14 protein-coding genes are annotated in these 17,324 nt (G+C 60.6%); 9 read left to right on the forward strand and 5 right to left on the reverse strand.

Annotation, left to right across the window (positions count from 1 at the left end; genetic code table 11):
• Positions 1-29: 29 nt before the first annotated feature.
• The 5 genes from rnr (at position 30) to rpmG (ending at position 4,945) form a co-directional block, all read left to right on the forward strand.
• On the forward strand, positions 30-2,291 hold the full coding sequence (rnr, locus tag ACT54B_RS13265) for a ribonuclease R (protein ID WP_476045613.1): 2,262 nt from the start codon (positions 30-32) through the stop codon (positions 2,289-2,291).
• 24 nt (positions 2,292-2,315) lie between these two features.
• Positions 2,316-2,771 carry a DUF983 domain-containing protein gene (locus ACT54B_RS13270; protein WP_476045448.1) on the forward strand — a complete coding sequence of 152 codons (456 nt, stop codon included), beginning with the start codon at positions 2,316-2,318 and terminating at the stop codon, positions 2,769-2,771.
• A gap of 42 nt (positions 2,772-2,813) precedes the next feature.
• Positions 2,814-3,488, forward strand: a complete 675-nt coding sequence (locus tag ACT54B_RS13275) for an NUDIX hydrolase (RefSeq protein WP_476045450.1) — start codon at positions 2,814-2,816, stop codon at positions 3,486-3,488.
• A 10-nt stretch (positions 3,489-3,498) separates the two neighbouring features.
• Positions 3,499-4,683: an MFS transporter gene (locus ACT54B_RS13280; RefSeq protein WP_476045452.1), complete on the forward strand. Its 1,185-nt coding sequence runs from the start codon at positions 3,499-3,501 to the stop codon at positions 4,681-4,683.
• Between the two features lie 94 nt (positions 4,684-4,777).
• Positions 4,778-4,945, forward strand: a complete 168-nt coding sequence (gene rpmG / locus ACT54B_RS13285; RefSeq protein WP_034795357.1) for a 50S ribosomal protein L33 — start codon at positions 4,778-4,780, stop codon at positions 4,943-4,945.
• Positions 4,946-5,569: 624 nt separating this feature from the next.
• Here the strand turns inward: rpmG and ACT54B_RS13290 are convergent.
• Entirely contained in the window at positions 5,570-6,937 is a 1,368-nt protein-coding gene (locus ACT54B_RS13290; protein WP_476045453.1) for a PleD family two-component system response regulator, read from the reverse strand.
• A 15-nt stretch (positions 6,938-6,952) separates the two neighbouring features.
• Entirely contained in the window at positions 6,953-7,324 is a 372-nt protein-coding gene (locus ACT54B_RS13295) for a response regulator (protein ID WP_476045615.1), read from the reverse strand.
• A gap of 125 nt (positions 7,325-7,449) precedes the next feature.
• Between ACT54B_RS13295 and ACT54B_RS13300 the strand changes: the two genes are divergently transcribed.
• From ACT54B_RS13300 to ACT54B_RS13315, 4 genes are all read left to right on the forward strand, one after another.
• The gene (locus ACT54B_RS13300; RefSeq protein WP_476045616.1) at positions 7,450-7,749 is read left to right on the forward strand and encodes a DUF3572 domain-containing protein; all 300 of its coding nucleotides are present in this window, start codon (positions 7,450-7,452) and stop codon (positions 7,747-7,749) included.
• Positions 7,749-8,399 carry a hypothetical protein gene (locus ACT54B_RS13305; RefSeq protein WP_476045455.1) on the forward strand — a complete coding sequence of 217 codons (651 nt, stop codon included), beginning with the start codon at positions 7,749-7,751 and terminating at the stop codon, positions 8,397-8,399. The genes ACT54B_RS13300 and ACT54B_RS13305 overlap by 1 nt, the downstream gene beginning before the upstream one ends.
• A gap of 96 nt (positions 8,400-8,495) precedes the next feature.
• Complete coding sequence (locus ACT54B_RS13310) at positions 8,496-9,803, forward strand: DNA polymerase IV (protein ID WP_476045457.1); 1,308 nt, start codon at positions 8,496-8,498, stop codon at positions 9,801-9,803.
• 198 nt (positions 9,804-10,001) lie between these two features.
• On the forward strand, positions 10,002-11,228 hold the full coding sequence (locus ACT54B_RS13315) for a L,D-transpeptidase family protein (protein ID WP_476045458.1): 1,227 nt from the start codon (positions 10,002-10,004) through the stop codon (positions 11,226-11,228).
• Positions 11,229-11,318: 90 nt separating this feature from the next.
• Here the strand turns inward: ACT54B_RS13315 and dnaE are convergent, their stop codons facing one another.
• From dnaE to ACT54B_RS13330, 3 genes are all read right to left on the reverse strand, one after another.
• Complete coding sequence (gene dnaE / locus ACT54B_RS13320) at positions 11,319-14,825, reverse strand: DNA polymerase III subunit alpha (protein ID WP_476045460.1); 3,507 nt, start codon at positions 14,823-14,825, stop codon at positions 11,319-11,321.
• 425 nt (positions 14,826-15,250) lie between these two features.
• The gene (locus tag ACT54B_RS13325; RefSeq protein ID WP_476045462.1) at positions 15,251-15,934 is read right to left on the reverse strand and encodes an ABC transporter ATP-binding protein; all 684 of its coding nucleotides are present in this window, start codon (positions 15,932-15,934) and stop codon (positions 15,251-15,253) included.
• Between the two features lie 14 nt (positions 15,935-15,948).
• Positions 15,949-17,256: a lipoprotein-releasing ABC transporter permease subunit gene (locus tag ACT54B_RS13330; RefSeq protein WP_476045464.1), complete on the reverse strand. Its 1,308-nt coding sequence runs from the start codon at positions 17,254-17,256 to the stop codon at positions 15,949-15,951.
• Positions 17,257-17,324 lie beyond the last annotated feature (68 nt).

Consider the following 17,324-nt stretch of genomic DNA (forward strand, 5'->3'; position numbering starts at 1 on the left):
CGGAGCCGGGCGGGTCCGAGGAAAGCCTCGTGCACGGCGCCCTGCCGCCAAAGGATGTGCTGCTGCGTTTCATCGCCGATTATCCGGAACGGGCCTCGAAGCGGGAGATTGCCAAGGCTTTCGGTCTCAAGGGCGAGTCCCGTGTGGAGTTGAAAGCACTTCTCAAGGAGCTTGAAGAGGACGGTCTCGTCCAGAAGAGCCGCAAGTCGCTGACCCGCCCGGGCGCGCTCCCGCCGGTGACGGTGCTTGATATCACCACCCGGGACAAGGACGGCGAGCTGCTGGCCCGCCCCGCCGAATGGCCTGAGGATGCAGGCGTTGCACCCGCCGTTCTCATCCGGCAATCCTCGCAGGACCGGGCGAAGGGCAAAAGCCCGGTGGGAGGCATCGGCGACCGGGTGCTTGCGAAGATTTTCCCCGCAAAGGACCGCGGCGGACCGGCCTACACAGCCCGGATCATCAAGCTTATAGACCGGCATCGCAATGCGGTCCTCGGCGTCCTGCGCGAGACGCCGGGCGGCGGCGCGCGGCTGATGCCGATCGAGAGGCGCGGCGAGGAAATGCAGATCGAGGCAGACGGCCTCGGCGGCGCAAAGGACGGCGATCTTGTCGAGGTGGAAACCACCCGCTCGGGCCGGCTCGGCTTGCCCCGGGCAAAGGTTCTGTCCGTCATCGGCTCGGTTGCGTCTGAAAAGGCGATCTCGATGATCGCCATCTACGCCCATGGCATTCCGCATATCTTCCCGCAATCGGTGCTGCGGGCTGCAGACGAGGCGGAGAAGGCGTCCTTGTCCCATCGGGAAGACTGGCGGGCGCTGCCACTCGTCACCATCGATCCGGCCGACGCCAAGGACCATGACGACGCGGTGCACGCGGAACACGACCCCTCGCCCGACAATCCCGGCGGCATGATCGTGACCGTCGCGATTGCTGATGTCTCGTGGTACGTGCGGCCCGGTTCGGAACTGGACCGGGAAGCGCTGAAACGCGGCAATTCGGTCTATTTCCCTGACCGGGTCGTACCGATGCTGCCGGAACGGATTTCCAACGATCTCTGCTCGCTGCGTGAGGGCGAAGATCGTCCTGCCCTTGCCGTGCGCATGGTATTCTCGAAGAATGGCCGCAAGGCGGGCCACACCTTCCACCGCATCATGATGAAGAGCGCTGCGAAGCTTTCCTACCAGCAGGCCCAGGCCGCCATCGACGGCAAGCCGGACGACAAGACGGGGCCTTTGCTTGACCCCATCCTGAAGCCGTTGTGGGAGGCCTATCGGATCATGACGGTCGGTCGCGAAAGGCGCCAGCCGCTCGAACTCGACATGCCCGAGCGCAAGATCCTCCTGAAGCCGGACGGCACGGTGGATCGTGTCGTCGTGCCGCCCCGTCTCGACAGTCACAAGCTGATCGAGGAAATGATGATCCAGGCCAACGTGGCCGCTGCGGAAACGCTGGAGCGGAAAGAACAGGCGCTGATATACCGCGTCCACGACGCTCCGTCGCTGGCCAAGCAGGAGGTGCTGCGCGAGTTTCTGGCCACTCTTTCCATTCCCATGGCCAAGGGCGGCAATGTGCGGGCCAATTCCTTCAACGGCATACTGGCCAAGGCGGAAGGCACCGTTCACCAGACCATGGTCAACGAAATGGTGTTGCGCTCCCAGAGCCAGGCTGTCTACAGCCCGGACAATATCGGCCACTTCGGCCTCAATCTCCTGAAGTACGCGCATTTCACCTCCCCGATCCGACGCTATGCGGATCTGATCGTGCACCGGGCGCTGGTCAGTGCGCTGCATCTCGGTCCCGGTGGGCTGACGCCAGAAGAAGAACGGCAGCTCGACGATATCGCGGCCGAAATCTCCACCTTCGAGCGGCGCGCCATGGCAGCCGAACGCGAGACGGTCGACCGGCTGATTGCCCATCATCTGGCGGAACGGATCAATCAGGAATTCAGGGCAAGGGTATCCGGGGTGACCAAGGCGGGACTATTTGTCACGCTGCCCGACTATGGCGCAGACGGTTTCATCCCCATATCTACCCTTGGAGCCGATTACTTCTTCTATGACGAAGCCCATCAGGCCCTTTCCGGAGAGAAAACCGGTCTGGGATACCGGTTGGGAGACGATGTGGACGTTCGGCTGGTCGAGGCGGTGCCGCTCGCGGGCGCTCTCCGTTTCGAAATGCTGAGCGAGGGCCGAAAGATGCCGACTGCCGTTCGCTCCTTCCATAAGGCATCGCGTGCCAGAGGCCGCGGATCGAAGAAGCCGGGAACCCGGCCACCCCGCGGTCGCCGTTGAACCTTGCCCACGAGGAGTTATGCCATGCAGCCGGACGATACCGTCGAAACGCTCCGCTTCGGAGAAACGGGCATTACGGAAAGGCCGCTCAACCGCTCCATGATGCGCGGCTTCCTGAACCGTTGCCCCGCATGCGGCAGCGGCAAGCTGTTCCGCAGCTACATCAAGCCGGTCGAGCATTGCGCGGCCTGTCACGAGGATTACACCCACCAGCGCGCGGATGACCTGCCGCCCTACCTCGTGATTTTCATCGTCGGCCACGTGGCGCTCGGCGGCTTCATGATGACGGACATGGTGTTTACGGAATGGTCGAGCTGGTTCCATCTCGCCATCTGGGTGCCGATTACGCTCATCCTGTCGCTCCTTCTGCTGCAACCGATCAAGGGTGCAGTCATCGGCCTGCAATGGGCGCTCAGAATGCATGGTTTCGGCGGGCCGGCGAACGAGCCCGACCATGGTCATCAGCAGGATTATCCCTGACGGTCGAGCTGGGACCGAAGGCGGGACGCGGGAGGCGGCGGCATGGACCAACAGGGGGACAATCCCGTCAAGCAGAAGACGCTTCGGCCGAAGGACGCGGCAACGCTCATTCTGATCGACCGGTCCGGGCCCCAGTGGCAAGTGCTGATGGGAAAGCGCCACGCCCGTCATGTCTTCATGCCGGATCTTTACGTGTTTCCCGGCGGGCGCCGCGATGCGCGCGATCACGCCCTGCCCTTTCGCTCCGACATCAACCCCATCGTTCTCGAGAAGCTGCGGAGCGAAAGAGCGGTGCCACGCGGCGTCGCCCGCGTGCGCGCCCTTGCCCTTGCCGCCATACGGGAGTTGCACGAGGAAACGGGACTGGCGATCGGTGAAGTGGGCCCCCATGGCCTCACGGCGCAGCTGGGCGGGTTGCGCTATGTGGCGCGAGCCATCACGCCGCCTGGCATGGTCCGCCGCTTTGATACGCGCTTCTTCTCCGCCTTCAGCGACGAAGTGGGCATCGATCCCGCGGCCGTTCGCGATTCGCAGGAATTGCACGATCTGAGATGGGTGGGCCTGCGCTCGACGGAGGACATTCCCATGCCGGAAATTACGCGCTCCATTCTTGAAGAGCTGCGCAATCTCATGGATAACAATCCCGGACTGCCATATGGATTGCCCGTTCCGTTTTACTTCGCTCGACGGAACGCTATGGTGCGGGCAACCTTCTAAGGAATGATGCATGACGGAACCTGCGCGCGGGTCGACAGATCCCGCTGACGAGATTCACTGGCCTTCGCTCATTGCGGCGATTTCGTCGATTTCGGCCGTAGGCATCGCCATCGGACTCGGCTTGCCGCTGCTCAGCATCATTCTGGAGAAGCGTGGCATTTCCTCCACCCTGATCGGGCTCAACTCTGCCATGGCAGGGATTGCGGCCATGATTGCCGCACCGCTGACCACCCGTGCCGCGCATCGATTCGGCGTTGCGCCCACCATGATCTTTTCGGTGATTCTCTCTGCAGTCAGTGCCATGGGCTTCTACTATGCAGACGATTTCTGGATGTGGTTCCCGCTCCGCGTCGTCTTCCATGGAGCGACCACGGCACTGTTCATCCTCTCCGAGTTCTGGATCAACGTCGCCTCGCCGCCCCATCGCCGCGGGCTTGTGCTTGGCATATACGCGACCGTTCTTTCGCTTGGCTTCGGGGCGGGCTCCGCCATCTTCTCCGTTCTCGGCAGCGTGGGCGTCATGCCCTTTCTCGTTGGCGCAGCCGCCATCCTCCTCGCCGCCATTCCGATCTACATTGCCCGTCACGAGAGCCCGGTGCTGGACGAAGGCCCGGAAATGCGCTTCTGGCGGTACATCTTCATCGTCCCGACGGCCACCGCAGCCGTATTCATCTTCGGTGCGGTGGAGGCCGGCGGCCTCTCCATGTTCCCCGTCTATGCAACCCGCTCGGGCTTTACCGAATCGCAGGCGGGCAATCTCCTCACCGTCATGGCCGTCGGGAACGTGTTGTTTCAGATCCCGATCGGAATGATTTCCGACCGGGTGCCGGACCGCCGGCTTCTGCTCACCATCATGGCCCTCATCGGCCTGGTCGGGGCCATCCTGATGCCCACCTTCCTGGATGACTGGCGCCTTCTATCCATCATCCTTCTCTTCTGGGGCGGCAGCATTGCCGGTCTTTATACGGTCGGCCTTTCTCATCTGGGGTCTCAACTGCAGGGTTCGGACCTTGCCTCCGCCAACGCTGCCTTCGTGTTCTGCTATGCCGTCGGCACGGTGGCTGGTCCACAGGTGATTGGCACGGCGATCGATGCGACCGGCAAGGATGGATTTGCCTGGGCAATTGCCTTCTTCTTCGGGGCCTATGTGCTGTTTACGGGCGTAAGACTCGCCTTCAGGCCAAATCGGGCTTGACTTTTCGGGCGCGATTTGTAGTTTCGCGCCAAGTTTTGCCGCGGGCTTCAAACCATCGTCCACGGCTTCCTAATTTTGTAAAGGCAGGACGACCATGGCAAAGGCCACCACCATCAAGATCAAGCTGCTGTCGACCGCAGACACGGGCTTCTTCTACGTCACCACCAAGAACAGCCGTACGATGACTGAAAAGATGACCAAGACCAAGTATGACCCGGTCGTCAAGAAGCACGTCGAGTTCAAGGAAACCAAGATCAAGTAATTGATCTTGTACTGAAAAGAGAGCGCCCTCCGGGCGCTTTTTTTATGCCCGGTCGATAGCGGGCAATTCATATCATGGCCCGCGCCGGTCACTATACTCTGTCTGTGCTTATCGTCGGATTGGCCCCTCGCCGCGCTCTCCGCGTGAGTCGTGCCGCTAAACGAAAACGCCGCGCTTCCGGGAAAGAAGCGCGGCGTCAATTGGGGGCCGACCAGCTTGCATACGGCACGAGGAACCGCTGTCTAGCTTGCCAGTCGGCCGACCCCACGATCCAGGAGATGCGGCGGACCTGAGCATCATGGGGTAGCACTTAAACCCGAGGGTTTATGTCGAGTTGAAGTTAGGTTGCCCGATTTTGAATGAAAATCAACCATTTCTTAACAGGGACGCTAATTTCGTTGTGTATATGGTTAAATTCAGATATGAAACATGCGTAGTAAATATACTTTTACCAAACTATTAAACTGTTTAAACGTTTAAGAGTGGGCTATCGCCCATATTTTGAGCAATTATTCAATGAGTGGCGCCGGTTTTTCCCGGCCCCTTTGGGCTTTCGGCGACGGCAGTCACCGAAAGAGAATCACTTATGCATAGCCGGATATGAAGTTGGCTCCGCTTGCCCGCTCAGGCGGCGGCTGCGACGACGCGGTTTCGACCGTTGTGCTTGGCCGTATACAAAGCCTGATCGGCCTGCTTCAGCAGGTGCTCCGGTGTTTCGGCGCCAGCCAGATTGGAGGCGATACCCATCGATGCCGTCAGATTGATTGGCGGCTGACCTGCGCCGAGAGAAAAAGGCTGGCCTTCGATCGCGATTCTCAGGCGCTCGGCGATGTCCTTGGCCGTATCCGGAAGCGTATCCGGCATCACGACCACGAATTCTTCGCCACCGAAACGGCAAGCGAGATCGGCACCCCGCACGCTTGCGCGGATGCGGGCCGCAAATTCCTTCAGCACCTCATCCCCGGCATCATGGCCGTAGGTATCGTTCACACTCTTGAAGCGGTCGATATCCGTCATGCAGACGGAAAGCGGCCGGCCTCGCGCCGCAGCCCGGTTGAAGAGGTGCTTGAGGTGGTTATCCAGATAGCGGCGGTTGCTGAGCCCCGTCAGCGGATCTGTAACCGCCATCTCGAAGCTTTGCTTCATGCTGTTTCGCAGCCGGTCCGCATAGCGCTTGCGGCGAATCTGGGTGACTGAGCGGGCGACAAGCTCGTTCGGATCGAGCGGGCGAATGATGTAGTCATTCACGCCCAGGTCAAGCGCGCGGATGATGAGGTCTTCTTCGCCCTGTTCCGTAATGATCAGCAAGGGAATGAAGCGCGTGCGTTCCAGGGAACGAAGCTGGGAGCAGAGTCGCAGCGGGTCGTAACCATCCAGATTGCCATTGACGATGACCAGATCGAACGTGTTTTCGGCCGCCTCGAAGATGGCTGCCTGCGGATCGGACATGGCGACCACTTCCGCCACTGGCTTCAGCGCCTTGACGATGCGCTCCTGCGAGCTGGCGCGCGGGTCGACCAGCAGGATCTGCGCGGCCTCCTCCACCTTGCCCTCGTTCAAACGGGTGGCATCACCGATCGAATGTTCGGCTCCCGCGCGCACCCGGAGTTCGTCGCTCAGCGTCTTGAGGCGCAACAGGCTCTTGACCCGCGACACAAGCTGCAGGTCGTTGACGGGCTTGGTCAGGAAATCGTCCGCCCCGGCTTTCAGGCCGCGGACGCGATCGGAAGGCTGATCGAGCGCCGTGACCATGACGACGGGGATATGGGTGGTCTTCGGATTGGCCTTCAGGCGTTCGCAGACTTCGAAACCATCCATTCCCGGCATCATGATGTCGAGAAGGATCAGATCGACCTGGGTGCGATCACAGATGGACAGGGCCTGAAAACCGTCGCCGGCCGTCAGTACCTCGAAATATTCAGCGATCAGTCTCGCTTCGAGCACTTTGACGTTGGCGGGAATATCATCAACGACAAGGATACGCGCAGTCATGCAGTTTTTCCTGTCTTAAGCATCACCAAGATAGGTCTTGATGGTTTCGATGAACTTCGGCACCGAGATCGGCTTCGAAACATAAGCTTCGCAGCCGCCTTGCCGAATGCGTTCCTCGTCGCCCTTCATGGCGAACGCGGTAACGGCGATAACGGGGATGATATGGAGTTCCGGATCTTCCTTCAGCCACTTGGTGACATCCAGTCCGGAGACTTCAGGAAGCTGGATGTCCATCAAGATGAGATCGGGCTTGTGCTTGCGCGCCAGATCAAGCGCTTCCAGCCCGTTACGGGTCTGGATCGTGGTGTAACCGGAGGCTTCGATGAGGTCGCGAAAGAGCTTCATATTCAGCTCATTGTCCTCTACAATCATGACCTGCTTCGGCATCGTTTCGGCTGTCCTCATCGTCGGCATTTCCAGGGCGTACATTCACCGGGCTGCGGCATGTGCACGATTTCCCCAGTGAGACGCTAGCCCGATTTAGTTTAGAAATAGGTAATCGTTTTCCGAAAATGCAGCGCGGTCCCAAAATAGAAAAGCTCGATCCGGCGGAATTGGCGGCCGGCGTCCTCCAATGGCTGGCAGAGGAACCGGACATGCTGTCCCGTTTTCTGGCACTTTCGGGCCTTGGCCCCCATGACCTGCGCGCCGCGATGAGCGATCCGGGCTTTCATGCGGGCTTGCTGGATTTCATCATGCAGCACGAACCGAGCCTGGTGGCCTTTGCCACGAAAAGCGGCTACAGCCCGGAGCAGATTGCGGATGCCTGGAACCGGATTTCCGGTCCCGGCCTTGATTCGGGGCAGTATTGATGGACTCCTTTCCCTCCCTCGGCCATGTCCGGCTTTCCGACAGGCCACTCGTGGTCTGCGACGTGGACGACGTGGTGCTCGAATTCCTCAAGCCCTTCGAAGCCTATCTGCAGGCAAGGGGCAACAAGCTGCTGCATCGCAGCTACCGGCTGCATGGCAATATCATCTCGCTGGAAACCGAGGCTGCATTGGAAGATAGCGTCGTCAGCGGTCTGATCGAATCCTTTTTCGATGATCAGGAACGGTGGCAAACGCCGTTCGCCGAAGCGGTCGATACGTTGCAGAGCCTGTCGGGCGATGCGGATGTGGTGTTCCTTACGGCCATGCCGCCGCGCTTCGCAGAAGCAAGGCGCCGGCTTCTGGACCAGTTGCATCTACGATTCCCGATGATTGCGACCGAGACGCCGAAGGGGCCAGTCGTGAAGGCGCTGCATGAGGAGCGCCCCCTGCCCCTCGGTTTTATCGACGACATGGCGCATAACCTGCACTCGGTCGGCGACCATGTGCGCCATTGCCTGCTCATCCACATGATGCCGGACAGCGTGATCCACCGAATGGCGCCCAAGCCTGCCGAGCCTGTGGTGCGGGCGGAAGACTGGCCCCATGCCGGTCGTTTGTTGCGCGGGCATTTTTCCGGCACCGCCTCCTGAGGACGCATGTGGATCGCCCTGTTCGGGCGATCTCTTCATATTGCCGGGCTGGGCCGGTTTGGTTATCGTGTCCGCGTTCAACATATGTTCCGGTCCATGACACCCACCTCGCCCGATCCGTCCGGCTTTTGCCGGGATTGCCTGAAGCCTGCCCGTGCCGGCGATGGGCGTTGTCGCGCCTGTGGCAGCCCAAGGCTGTTGCGACATCCGGAACTCGACCGCCTGGCCGTCGCCCATATTGATTGCGATGCCTTTTATGCCTCGGTGGAGAAGCGGGACAATCCGGATCTGCTCGACAAGCCTGTCATCGTCGGGGGAGGAAAGCGGGGCGTCGTGTCGACCTGCTGCTACATTGCCCGTATTCGCGGCGTACGGTCCGCCATGCCGATGTTCAAGGCACTGGAGGCCTGCCCGGACGCGGTGGTCATTCGGCCGGACATGGAAAAATATGCACGGGTGGGCAAACAGGTGCGGGCCCTCATGCAGGAGCTTACCCCGCTCGTCCAACCGCTCTCGATCGATGAGGCCTTTCTCGATCTCAAGGGTACCGAACGGCTGCATCACGAGAGTGCCGCCCGTGTCCTTGCCCGATTTGCGCGGCGGATCGAGCAGGAGATCGGAATCACCGTTTCAGTAGGCCTTTCCTATTGCAAATTTCTCGCCAAGGTCGCTTCCGACCTCAACAAGCCACGCGGGTTTTCGGTCGTGGGCGAAGCCGAAGCGATGGAGTTCCTGAAGCCGCGCTCGGTGACCACCATCTGGGGTGTCGGGAAGGCCTTCGCTGAAACGCTGGCTCGTGACGGGATCACCACCATCGGACAGTTGCAGGTCATGGAAGAAACCGATCTGATGCGCCGCTACGGCGTCATCGGGCAGCGGCTGGCCCGGCTGTCCCGCGGGATCGACGAGCGCAGTGTCCATCCCCATGAGGAGGCGAAGAGCGTTTCGGCAGAAACGACCTTTTTCGACGATCTTTGGCGGGAGCAGGATCTCGTCCCTATCCTCAGAAGTCTTTCGGAAAAGGTCTCCTGGCGGCTGAAGAAGACCGGCACATCCGGTCACACGGTTGTCCTGAAGCTCAAGACCGCCGACTTCAAAAGCCGCACCCGCAATCGTCGCCTGGAAGATCCAACGCAGCTTGCCGACCGGATTTTCCGCACGGGTCTGTCCTTGCTCGAAAAGGAACTGGACGGCACGCGCTACCGGCTGATCGGCATCGGGGTCAGCGATCTCAGCAAGCCGGATCTGGCCGATCCCCCTGACCTGGTGGACCCGGCGGCAAGCCGTCGTGCCGCAGCCGAGGCGGCCATGGACAAGCTGCGGGACAAGTTCGGCAAAGGGACCGTGGAAACGGGCTATACTTTCGGCACGGTCCGAAAGAAGGACCCCGTCAAGCCAGAATAGGCTGCCCATGATCTCGGCAAACAACCGTTAACTATAACGACAAACTTGACGCCGCAAACCATGCACTGCTCCGGCTCCTACCACCTCGGCGGGAGTTTATTTTAACGATCCGCTGTAACAGTCTGAGACAATTATACCGGATAATCCTGCTTATGGATGACCGGGTTCTGTTGTTTGTGTTGCGTTGGACGGTTCTCGATGTCATCTCGCCTGGTGTTGGGCCTCGGTCTTGCCCTTGTACTGGTTGCTCCGGCTCATGCCGGTTCCTCCAAATCGCTTTCCATCGTGGTTTCCCGCGATACGCAGAGCCTTGCGGTGTATGATGGCGACCAGGTGGTGGCGACGTCGAATGTATCGACAGGCAAACCCGGCCATTCCACGCCAACCGGCATATTCACCATCATCGAAAAGCAGAAGTACCACGAGTCGAACCTTTACGATTCCGCTCCGATGCCCTTCATGCAGCGCATTACCTGGTCGGGCGTGGCTTTGCATGAATCGAAGTCGGTGCCGCGTCGGCCCGCCTCGCATGGCTGCGTGCGGCTGCCGCACGGTTTTGCCAAGGAGCTTTACGGGATGACGCAGACCGGCGTGCCGGTCATCATCGCGGATGCGCCGCTCACGCCGGCCTCCGTGCAGCATCCGCTTCTTTTCAAACCGGTCATTCCCCAGACCAGCGACACGCTGCTCTCCGATGCGGAGCTGCGGCTTTCACCGGTCGCCGATTTTCTGACCCCGACGGAAGTGGCCCTCAACGAAGCCTCGATCCCGCCGCAGGAAATCGTCAAGCCGATTGCGGACAAGGGGCTGCGCATCCTCATCACGCGCCGCGGCCTGAACGATGAAATCAGGGATATCCAGGCTTCGCTGAATGGCCTGGGTTTCGATGCCGGCAATCCGGACGGGCACATGGGCCGGAAGACCATTGCCGCCATCAACGCCTTCAAGCTGACCCAGGATCTTTCCGTCAAGGGTAACCTTCTCACCGATGAGACCATTGCCGCCATTTTCAAGGCTGCCGGGAAGGCACAACCGCCAGCGGGGAAAATCTATGTCCGCCGCGACTTCAAGCCCCTGTTCGACGCGCCGGTCGACATCAAGCGCCCCGAAGTGGCTCTCGGAACCCATGTCATGCAATTGCGTGACATGAATGCAGGCGACGGGACGGCCGAGTGGTTCGGCATGACCTTGCCGGACGGCATCAGCAAGACCGCGCGCAAGCGGCTGGGCATTACCGAGGATCATGGCACGCTCGCCGAAGCCATGGATCGGATTGCCATCCCCCAGGACATTCGAAACCGGATCGAGGCGGAGCTGGCGCCCGGCTCGCTGATAACGATCACGGATGGCGGGTTGGGCACTGAAACCGGCAAGGAGGGCACGGATTTCATCACCCTCACCCATCCCGAAAAAGCCAAGAGCTGAGTTCAGAAACAGATTCAAGACGCTCAGAGACAGAGTCCGCAAACGGTCGCAAACGGCTGAACGGGAATCCATTTCAGCCGTTGCGGATCGTCACACCAGTTCCACGTCGATCACGCCTGGGGCGGTGCGCATGGCTGCGGCAATTTCGGGACTGATCCGATATTTTTCGGACAGTTCGACCTCAATCTCCCGTCTTCCGTCCTCCTTGATGACGATGAAAGAGACGAGGCCGTCGCCCTTGGCATTCAGATGGCTGGCCACGGCTTTCAGCGGGCCACTGTCCCTCACGAATACCCGCAACGCCTTCTGCATCTGTACGGACTTCTCTTCCAGAGACTGAACCGTCTGAATCCTCAGACCGATGCCTTCCGGCCGCTCGTCGGCCTGCACGGTGATCACCAGCGATTTGCCGGGCTCGAGCATGTCGCGATACTGGTTCAGCCCTTCGGAGAACAGCACCGCTTCGAACTGGCCGGAACTATCGGAGAAGGTCACGATGCCCATCTTGTTGCCGGTGCGGGTCTTGCGCTCCTGCTTCGAGGTCACCGTACCGGCCAGCCGGCCCGTGGATGCGCCCTGTTTCACCGCTGCAGAGAAATCGGCGAAGTTTTGAACCCGCATTTTGGAAAGGGTAACGGAGTAGGCATCCAGCGGGTGGGCCGAGAGATAGAAACCGAGCACCTGGAATTCGCGGTGCAGTTTCTCGGATGGAAGCCAGGGAGCCGTCTGGGGGAAGCTGATGGTCTCAGGCCCGGTCGCCGCCCCTGCCCCGAACATGTCGGACTGGCCGCTGACCTTGTTTTCCTGGGCGCGCTGGGCATAGCCGATGATGCGGTCGAGCCCGGCAATCAGCACGGCGCGGTCGACACCGAAGCAATCGAAGGCGCCGGCAGCAATCAGGCTTTCAAAGACACGTCGGTTGATCTGCTTCGGGTCTATCCTCAGGCAGAAATCCTCGATGGAGGCAAAGGGCCGTTCGCCGCGCACCTCGACAATGTGGTCGACCGCCGATTCCCCCACGCCCTTGATCGCCGCCAGCGCGTAATAGATCCGGTTCTCGCCGGTTTCGAAATGCCGGAAAGAGGTCTGCACGGATGGCGGAATGACGGTAATGCCGAGTCGCTTGGCGTCCTGGCGGAAGTCGTTGATCTTGTCCGTATTGGACATATCGAGCGTCATCGACGCGGCCAGGAATTCAACCGGGTAATGGGCCTTCAGGTAGGCCGTATGATAGGACACGATGGCATAGGCCGCCGCGTGCGACTTGTTGAAACCATAGTTCGCGAACTTGGCCAGAAGGTCGAAGATGGTATCGGCTTGCGCCTTCGACACGCCGTTCTTCATGGCGCCATCGACGAAACGCTCGCGCTGCTTGTCCATTTCCTCCTTGATCTTCTTGCCCATCGCGCGACGGAGAAGATCGGCTTCGCCGAGCGAATAACCGGACAGGACCTGGGCGATCTGCATCACCTGTTCCTGGTAGACGATAACGCCCTGGGTTTCCGCGAGCAGATGGTCGATCATCGGATGGATCGACTCGATCTCCTCTTCGCCATGCTTTCGGGCGTTGTAAACGGGGATGTTTTCCATGGGGCCGGGGCGATAGAGCGCCACAAGCGCGATCACGTCCTCGATGCGGTCGGGGCGCATGCCGATCAGCGCCTTGCGCATGCCCACGCTTTCCACCTGGAACACGCCGACCGTTTCGCCGCGGGACAGCATTTCATAGGTTTTCTTGTCGTCGAGCGGCAGGCTCGGAATATCGACCTCGATCGCCCGCTTGCGGATGAAATCCACCGCCGTCTTGATCACCGTCAGCGTCTTCAGGCCGAGGAAGTCGAACTTCACCAGGCCGGCCTGTTCGACCCATTTCATGTTGAACTGGGTCACCGGCATGTCGGATCGCGGATCGCGATACATCGGGACGAGCTTCGACAGCGGCCTGTCACCGATCACGATCCCGGCCGCATGGGTGGAGGCGTGGCGGTAGAGGCCCTCGATCTTCTGGGCAATGTCGAGGAGGCGGGCGACGACCGGTTCCTTCTCGGCCTCCTCCTTCAGCTTCGGCTCTTCCTCGATCGCCTTGTAGAGTGGCGTGGGATTGGCGGGATTGTTCGGCACCAGCTTGCAGATCTTGTCGACCTGACCATAGGGCATTTCCAGCACGCGCCCGACGTCGCGCAGGGCGGCGCGGGCCTGAAGCGAACCGAAGGTGATGATCTGCGCGACCTGATCGCGCCCGTATTTCTGCTGGACATAGCGGATCACCTCTTCGCGGCGATCCTGGCAGAAATCGATGTCAAAGTCGGGCATCGATACGCGCTCAGGATTGAGGAAGCGCTCGAACAGAAGCGAGAACCGGAGCGGATCCACATCCGTGATGGTCAGGGCATAGGCCACCAGCGAACCCGCGCCCGAACCACGTCCGGGGCCCACGGGGATATCATGCTGCTTGGCCCATTTGATGAAGTCGGCAACGATCAGGAAGTAGCCGGGAAACTTCATGCGCTCGATGACGGACAGCTCGAAATCCAGACGATCCCGATAGTCCTGCTCGGTGTAGCCCTCCGAAATGCCCAGTTTGCGGATGCGTTCGTCGAGGCCCTCGACGGCCTGACGGCGGAGTTCGGCGGCTTCGGCGCGCTCTGCTTCTTCCCCGTCTGCGGTCGCACCGGTGAAGCGTGGCAAGATCGGCTTTCGGGTCTTCAGCACGAAGGAACAGCGACGGGCAATTTCGATGGTGTTTTCGAGCGCCTCGGGCAGATCTGCAAAGAGCTTGGCCATGGCATCCTGGCTCTTCAGGGCGTGATCCGGTGTCAAGCGGAAGCGCGCATCGTCGGAGACAATCGCATTATGAGCCACGGCCATCAGGGCGTCATGGGCATCATAGTCGTCGGGCGTGGGGAAAAAGGCCTCGTTTGTCGCGACAAGTGGCAGATCAAGCCGATAGGCCATCTCGATCAACCGGCGCTCATGCTTGCGGTCAAATCGGCCGTGACGCTGCAATTCCACATAGAGGCGGTCGCCGAACAAGGATTTCAATCGCTGCAGGCGGTGCTCGGCATTGGCGGCATGACCCTCCTTCAGGAGGGTATCGACCGGCCCGGTGCTGGCACCCGTCAAAGCGATCAGCCCTTCCGTGCCGTATTCTTCGAGCCAGGAGAGCTTGATATGAACCGCCCTGTCACCCCCCTCGCCTCCGAGATAGGCACGACTGACGAGATCCACCAGGCGTTCATATCCATCGGCCGTGGCGGCGAGCAGAACGAGAGACGCCATCTTGGCGAGGTGGGCCTGTGCGCCCCGCCGCTCTATGTCAAGACCGTCTTCCATGTCGACGGACAGCTGGCACCCGATGATCGGCTGAATGCCATCGCCGGTCGCCTTTTCCGCGAATTCGAGGGCGACGAAGAGATTGTTCGTATCTGTAATCGCAATGGCGGGCTGATTGTCGGCCATGGCTTTCGCCAGGATCTTCTTCAGCGGCAGCGCGCCCTCCAGCAGCGAATAGGCAGAATGGACGCGCAGGTGGACGAATTTCGGCCCCGTTGCCGCGGCAATCGCCGCCCCTGCCCCGCCCGAGGATATGTCTGCCATGTGCTTGCGCCCTGCCATTTTCGGAATCGTCGGATTTTCCGATTTCGCTCGGGCAGAGTCCAGTGAAAAGCGGGATTGTCCACCCTTGCCTCCCGCACCGACATCTCAGCGGTCCTGAAGAGGCAAAGGTAAAAGTGGATCGGCAGGGCCTACGACCCGAGGCAGCGGAGGAGCGCCCTGCCGATCCGTTACATCGCCATGGCGATCAGGGAAAGGCTGGCAACAAAAGTGATAATGGAAGCAAAGGCTGCGGCATCACGGATGTAATCGCTCATTTCGGCTCTCCATTGCTGGTATGTTTTTATTTTGTTCTATTTTTGTTCCAACGTCAAGCCAGATTTTGCCGTTCACTGTTTCAGCGCGCGGCGCGGTTAACAAAGGGATAATGCGTTCACGCCTCAGAGGGCGTCAGCGATTCGCGGGGATCAGATCTCCAGAACCTTCCCGCCGGAAATCGTGACGCGACGGTCCATGCGCCTCGCCAGGTCCATGTTGTGCGTCGCAATCAGCGCGGCCAGTCCGGATTGGCGCACCAGAGCCTCCAGGGCTTCGAAGACATAATGGGCGGTCTCCGGATCGAGGTTGCCGGTGGGTTCGTCAGCCAGGAGGACCATGGGCGCATTGGCCACGGCACGGGCAATCGCCACTCGCTGCTGCTCGCCCCCGGAAAGCTCCGCCGGGCGATGCTCGGCACGATGGCCGATCCGCATGTAATCGAGAAGCGCCTTTGCCCGTTCGCGTGCTTCCGCCTTCGACAAGCCGCCGATCAGCTGCGGCATCATGATGTTCTCGACAGCAGAGAACTCGGGCAGGAGATGGTGGAACTGGTAGACAAAGCCGATTTCCGCGCGCCGGATGGCGGTGCGGCGATCATCGGGCAGCCCCCCACAGGGTTCGCCATTGATGCGGATCTCACCGGCGTCGGGATGCTCAAGCAGGCCTGCCACGTGCAAAAGCGTTGACTTGCCGGTACCGGACGGCGCGACCAGCGCGACGATTTCACCCGAATGCAGACTGAAATCGGCACCCTTGAGAATCTGCAGGGTCGTCTCGCCCTGACCATAGGCGCGCTCGATGCCCGAAAGCTGTAATGCAATCCTGGAAGCCATGGGGGCCACTCTTTCTATTCGTATCGCAGCGCCTGCACCGGATCGAGCCGCGAGGCGCGCCAGGCCGGGATGATGGTGGCAACGAAGGAGAGACCGAGCGCCATGCAGATAACGGCAATGGTTTCCCCGCCGTTCATGTCAGCCGGAAGCTGGCTCAGGAAATAGAGTTCCGGGTTGAAGAGCTGTGTCCCGGAGATCAAGCTGAAGAACTGCCGGATGCTCTCGATATTGAGGCAGACGATCACGCCCAGAATCACACCGGCAAAGGTGCCGACCACGCCGATGGCCGCACCGGTCATGAAGAAGATCCGCAGGATCGAGGCGGAGGACGCGCCCATCGTTCGCAGAATGGCGATATCCCGCCCCTTGTCCTTCACCAGCATGATGAGGCCCGAGATGATATTGAGCGCCGCGACGATCACGATCAGGGTCAGGATCATGAACATCACGTTCCGTTCCACCTGAAGGGCCGAGAAGAAGGTCTGGTTGCGCTGGCGCCAGTCTGTGATGAAGATCTGCCGACCGGCGGCGGCTTCCACCTTGGGCCGCAATTCATCGATGGCATCGGGATTCTGGACGAAGAGTTCGATGGACTGCACGATCCCTTCGGCATTGAAATAGAGCTGCGCCTCTTCCAGCGGCATGAAGATGATGCCGCTATCATATTCCGACATGCCGACCTCGAAGAGGCCGGAGACCTTGTAGCTCTTCACACGCGGATTGACGCCCATGGGGGTGACATCGCCCTCCGGCGAGATCAGCGTGATGTCGTCGCCGGCGCCGATACCCAGCTGGGCCGCAAGCCGAGTGCCGATCAGAACGCCCTGGCCGGAGGCAAAGCCGACCATGTCGCCTGCCTTGATGTTACCGGAGACGGTCTTGAGCTTGGTCATGTCCTCCGTGCGCAATCCGCGCACCAGTGCCCCCGTTCCCGCGCCGCCCTTGCCGGAGGCGAGGGTCTGACCCTCGACCAGCGGAAGCGCCATGGTGACGCCCGGAACAGCCGCGAATTTCGTCGCCAGTTCCGGATAGTTGTCGAGCGGGGCATCGATCGGCGAAATGATCATGTGCCCGTTGAGGCCCAGGATGCGCGAGATCAGTTCCGTGCGGAAACCGTTCATCACCGCCATCACGATGATGAGGGTCGCGACCCCCAGCATGATACCGATGAAGGAAAAACCGGCAATGACGGAAATATAGGCTTCCTTGCGGCGCGCGCGCAAATAGCGCCAAGCCACCATGCGTTCAAAAACAGAAAAAGGCCGGCCGACCGGAATTTTTCCCGACGGTGCCGCTGCCTCTGCCGCTTCATTGCCGGCCATGTTGTCTCCGACCCCCTTGGGCGTCGACATCCGGCTGGAAGGACCGGCCGGATGATACGGACGCATTG

It is taken from the genome of Gellertiella sp. DMC107 (genome assembly GCF_056313605.1).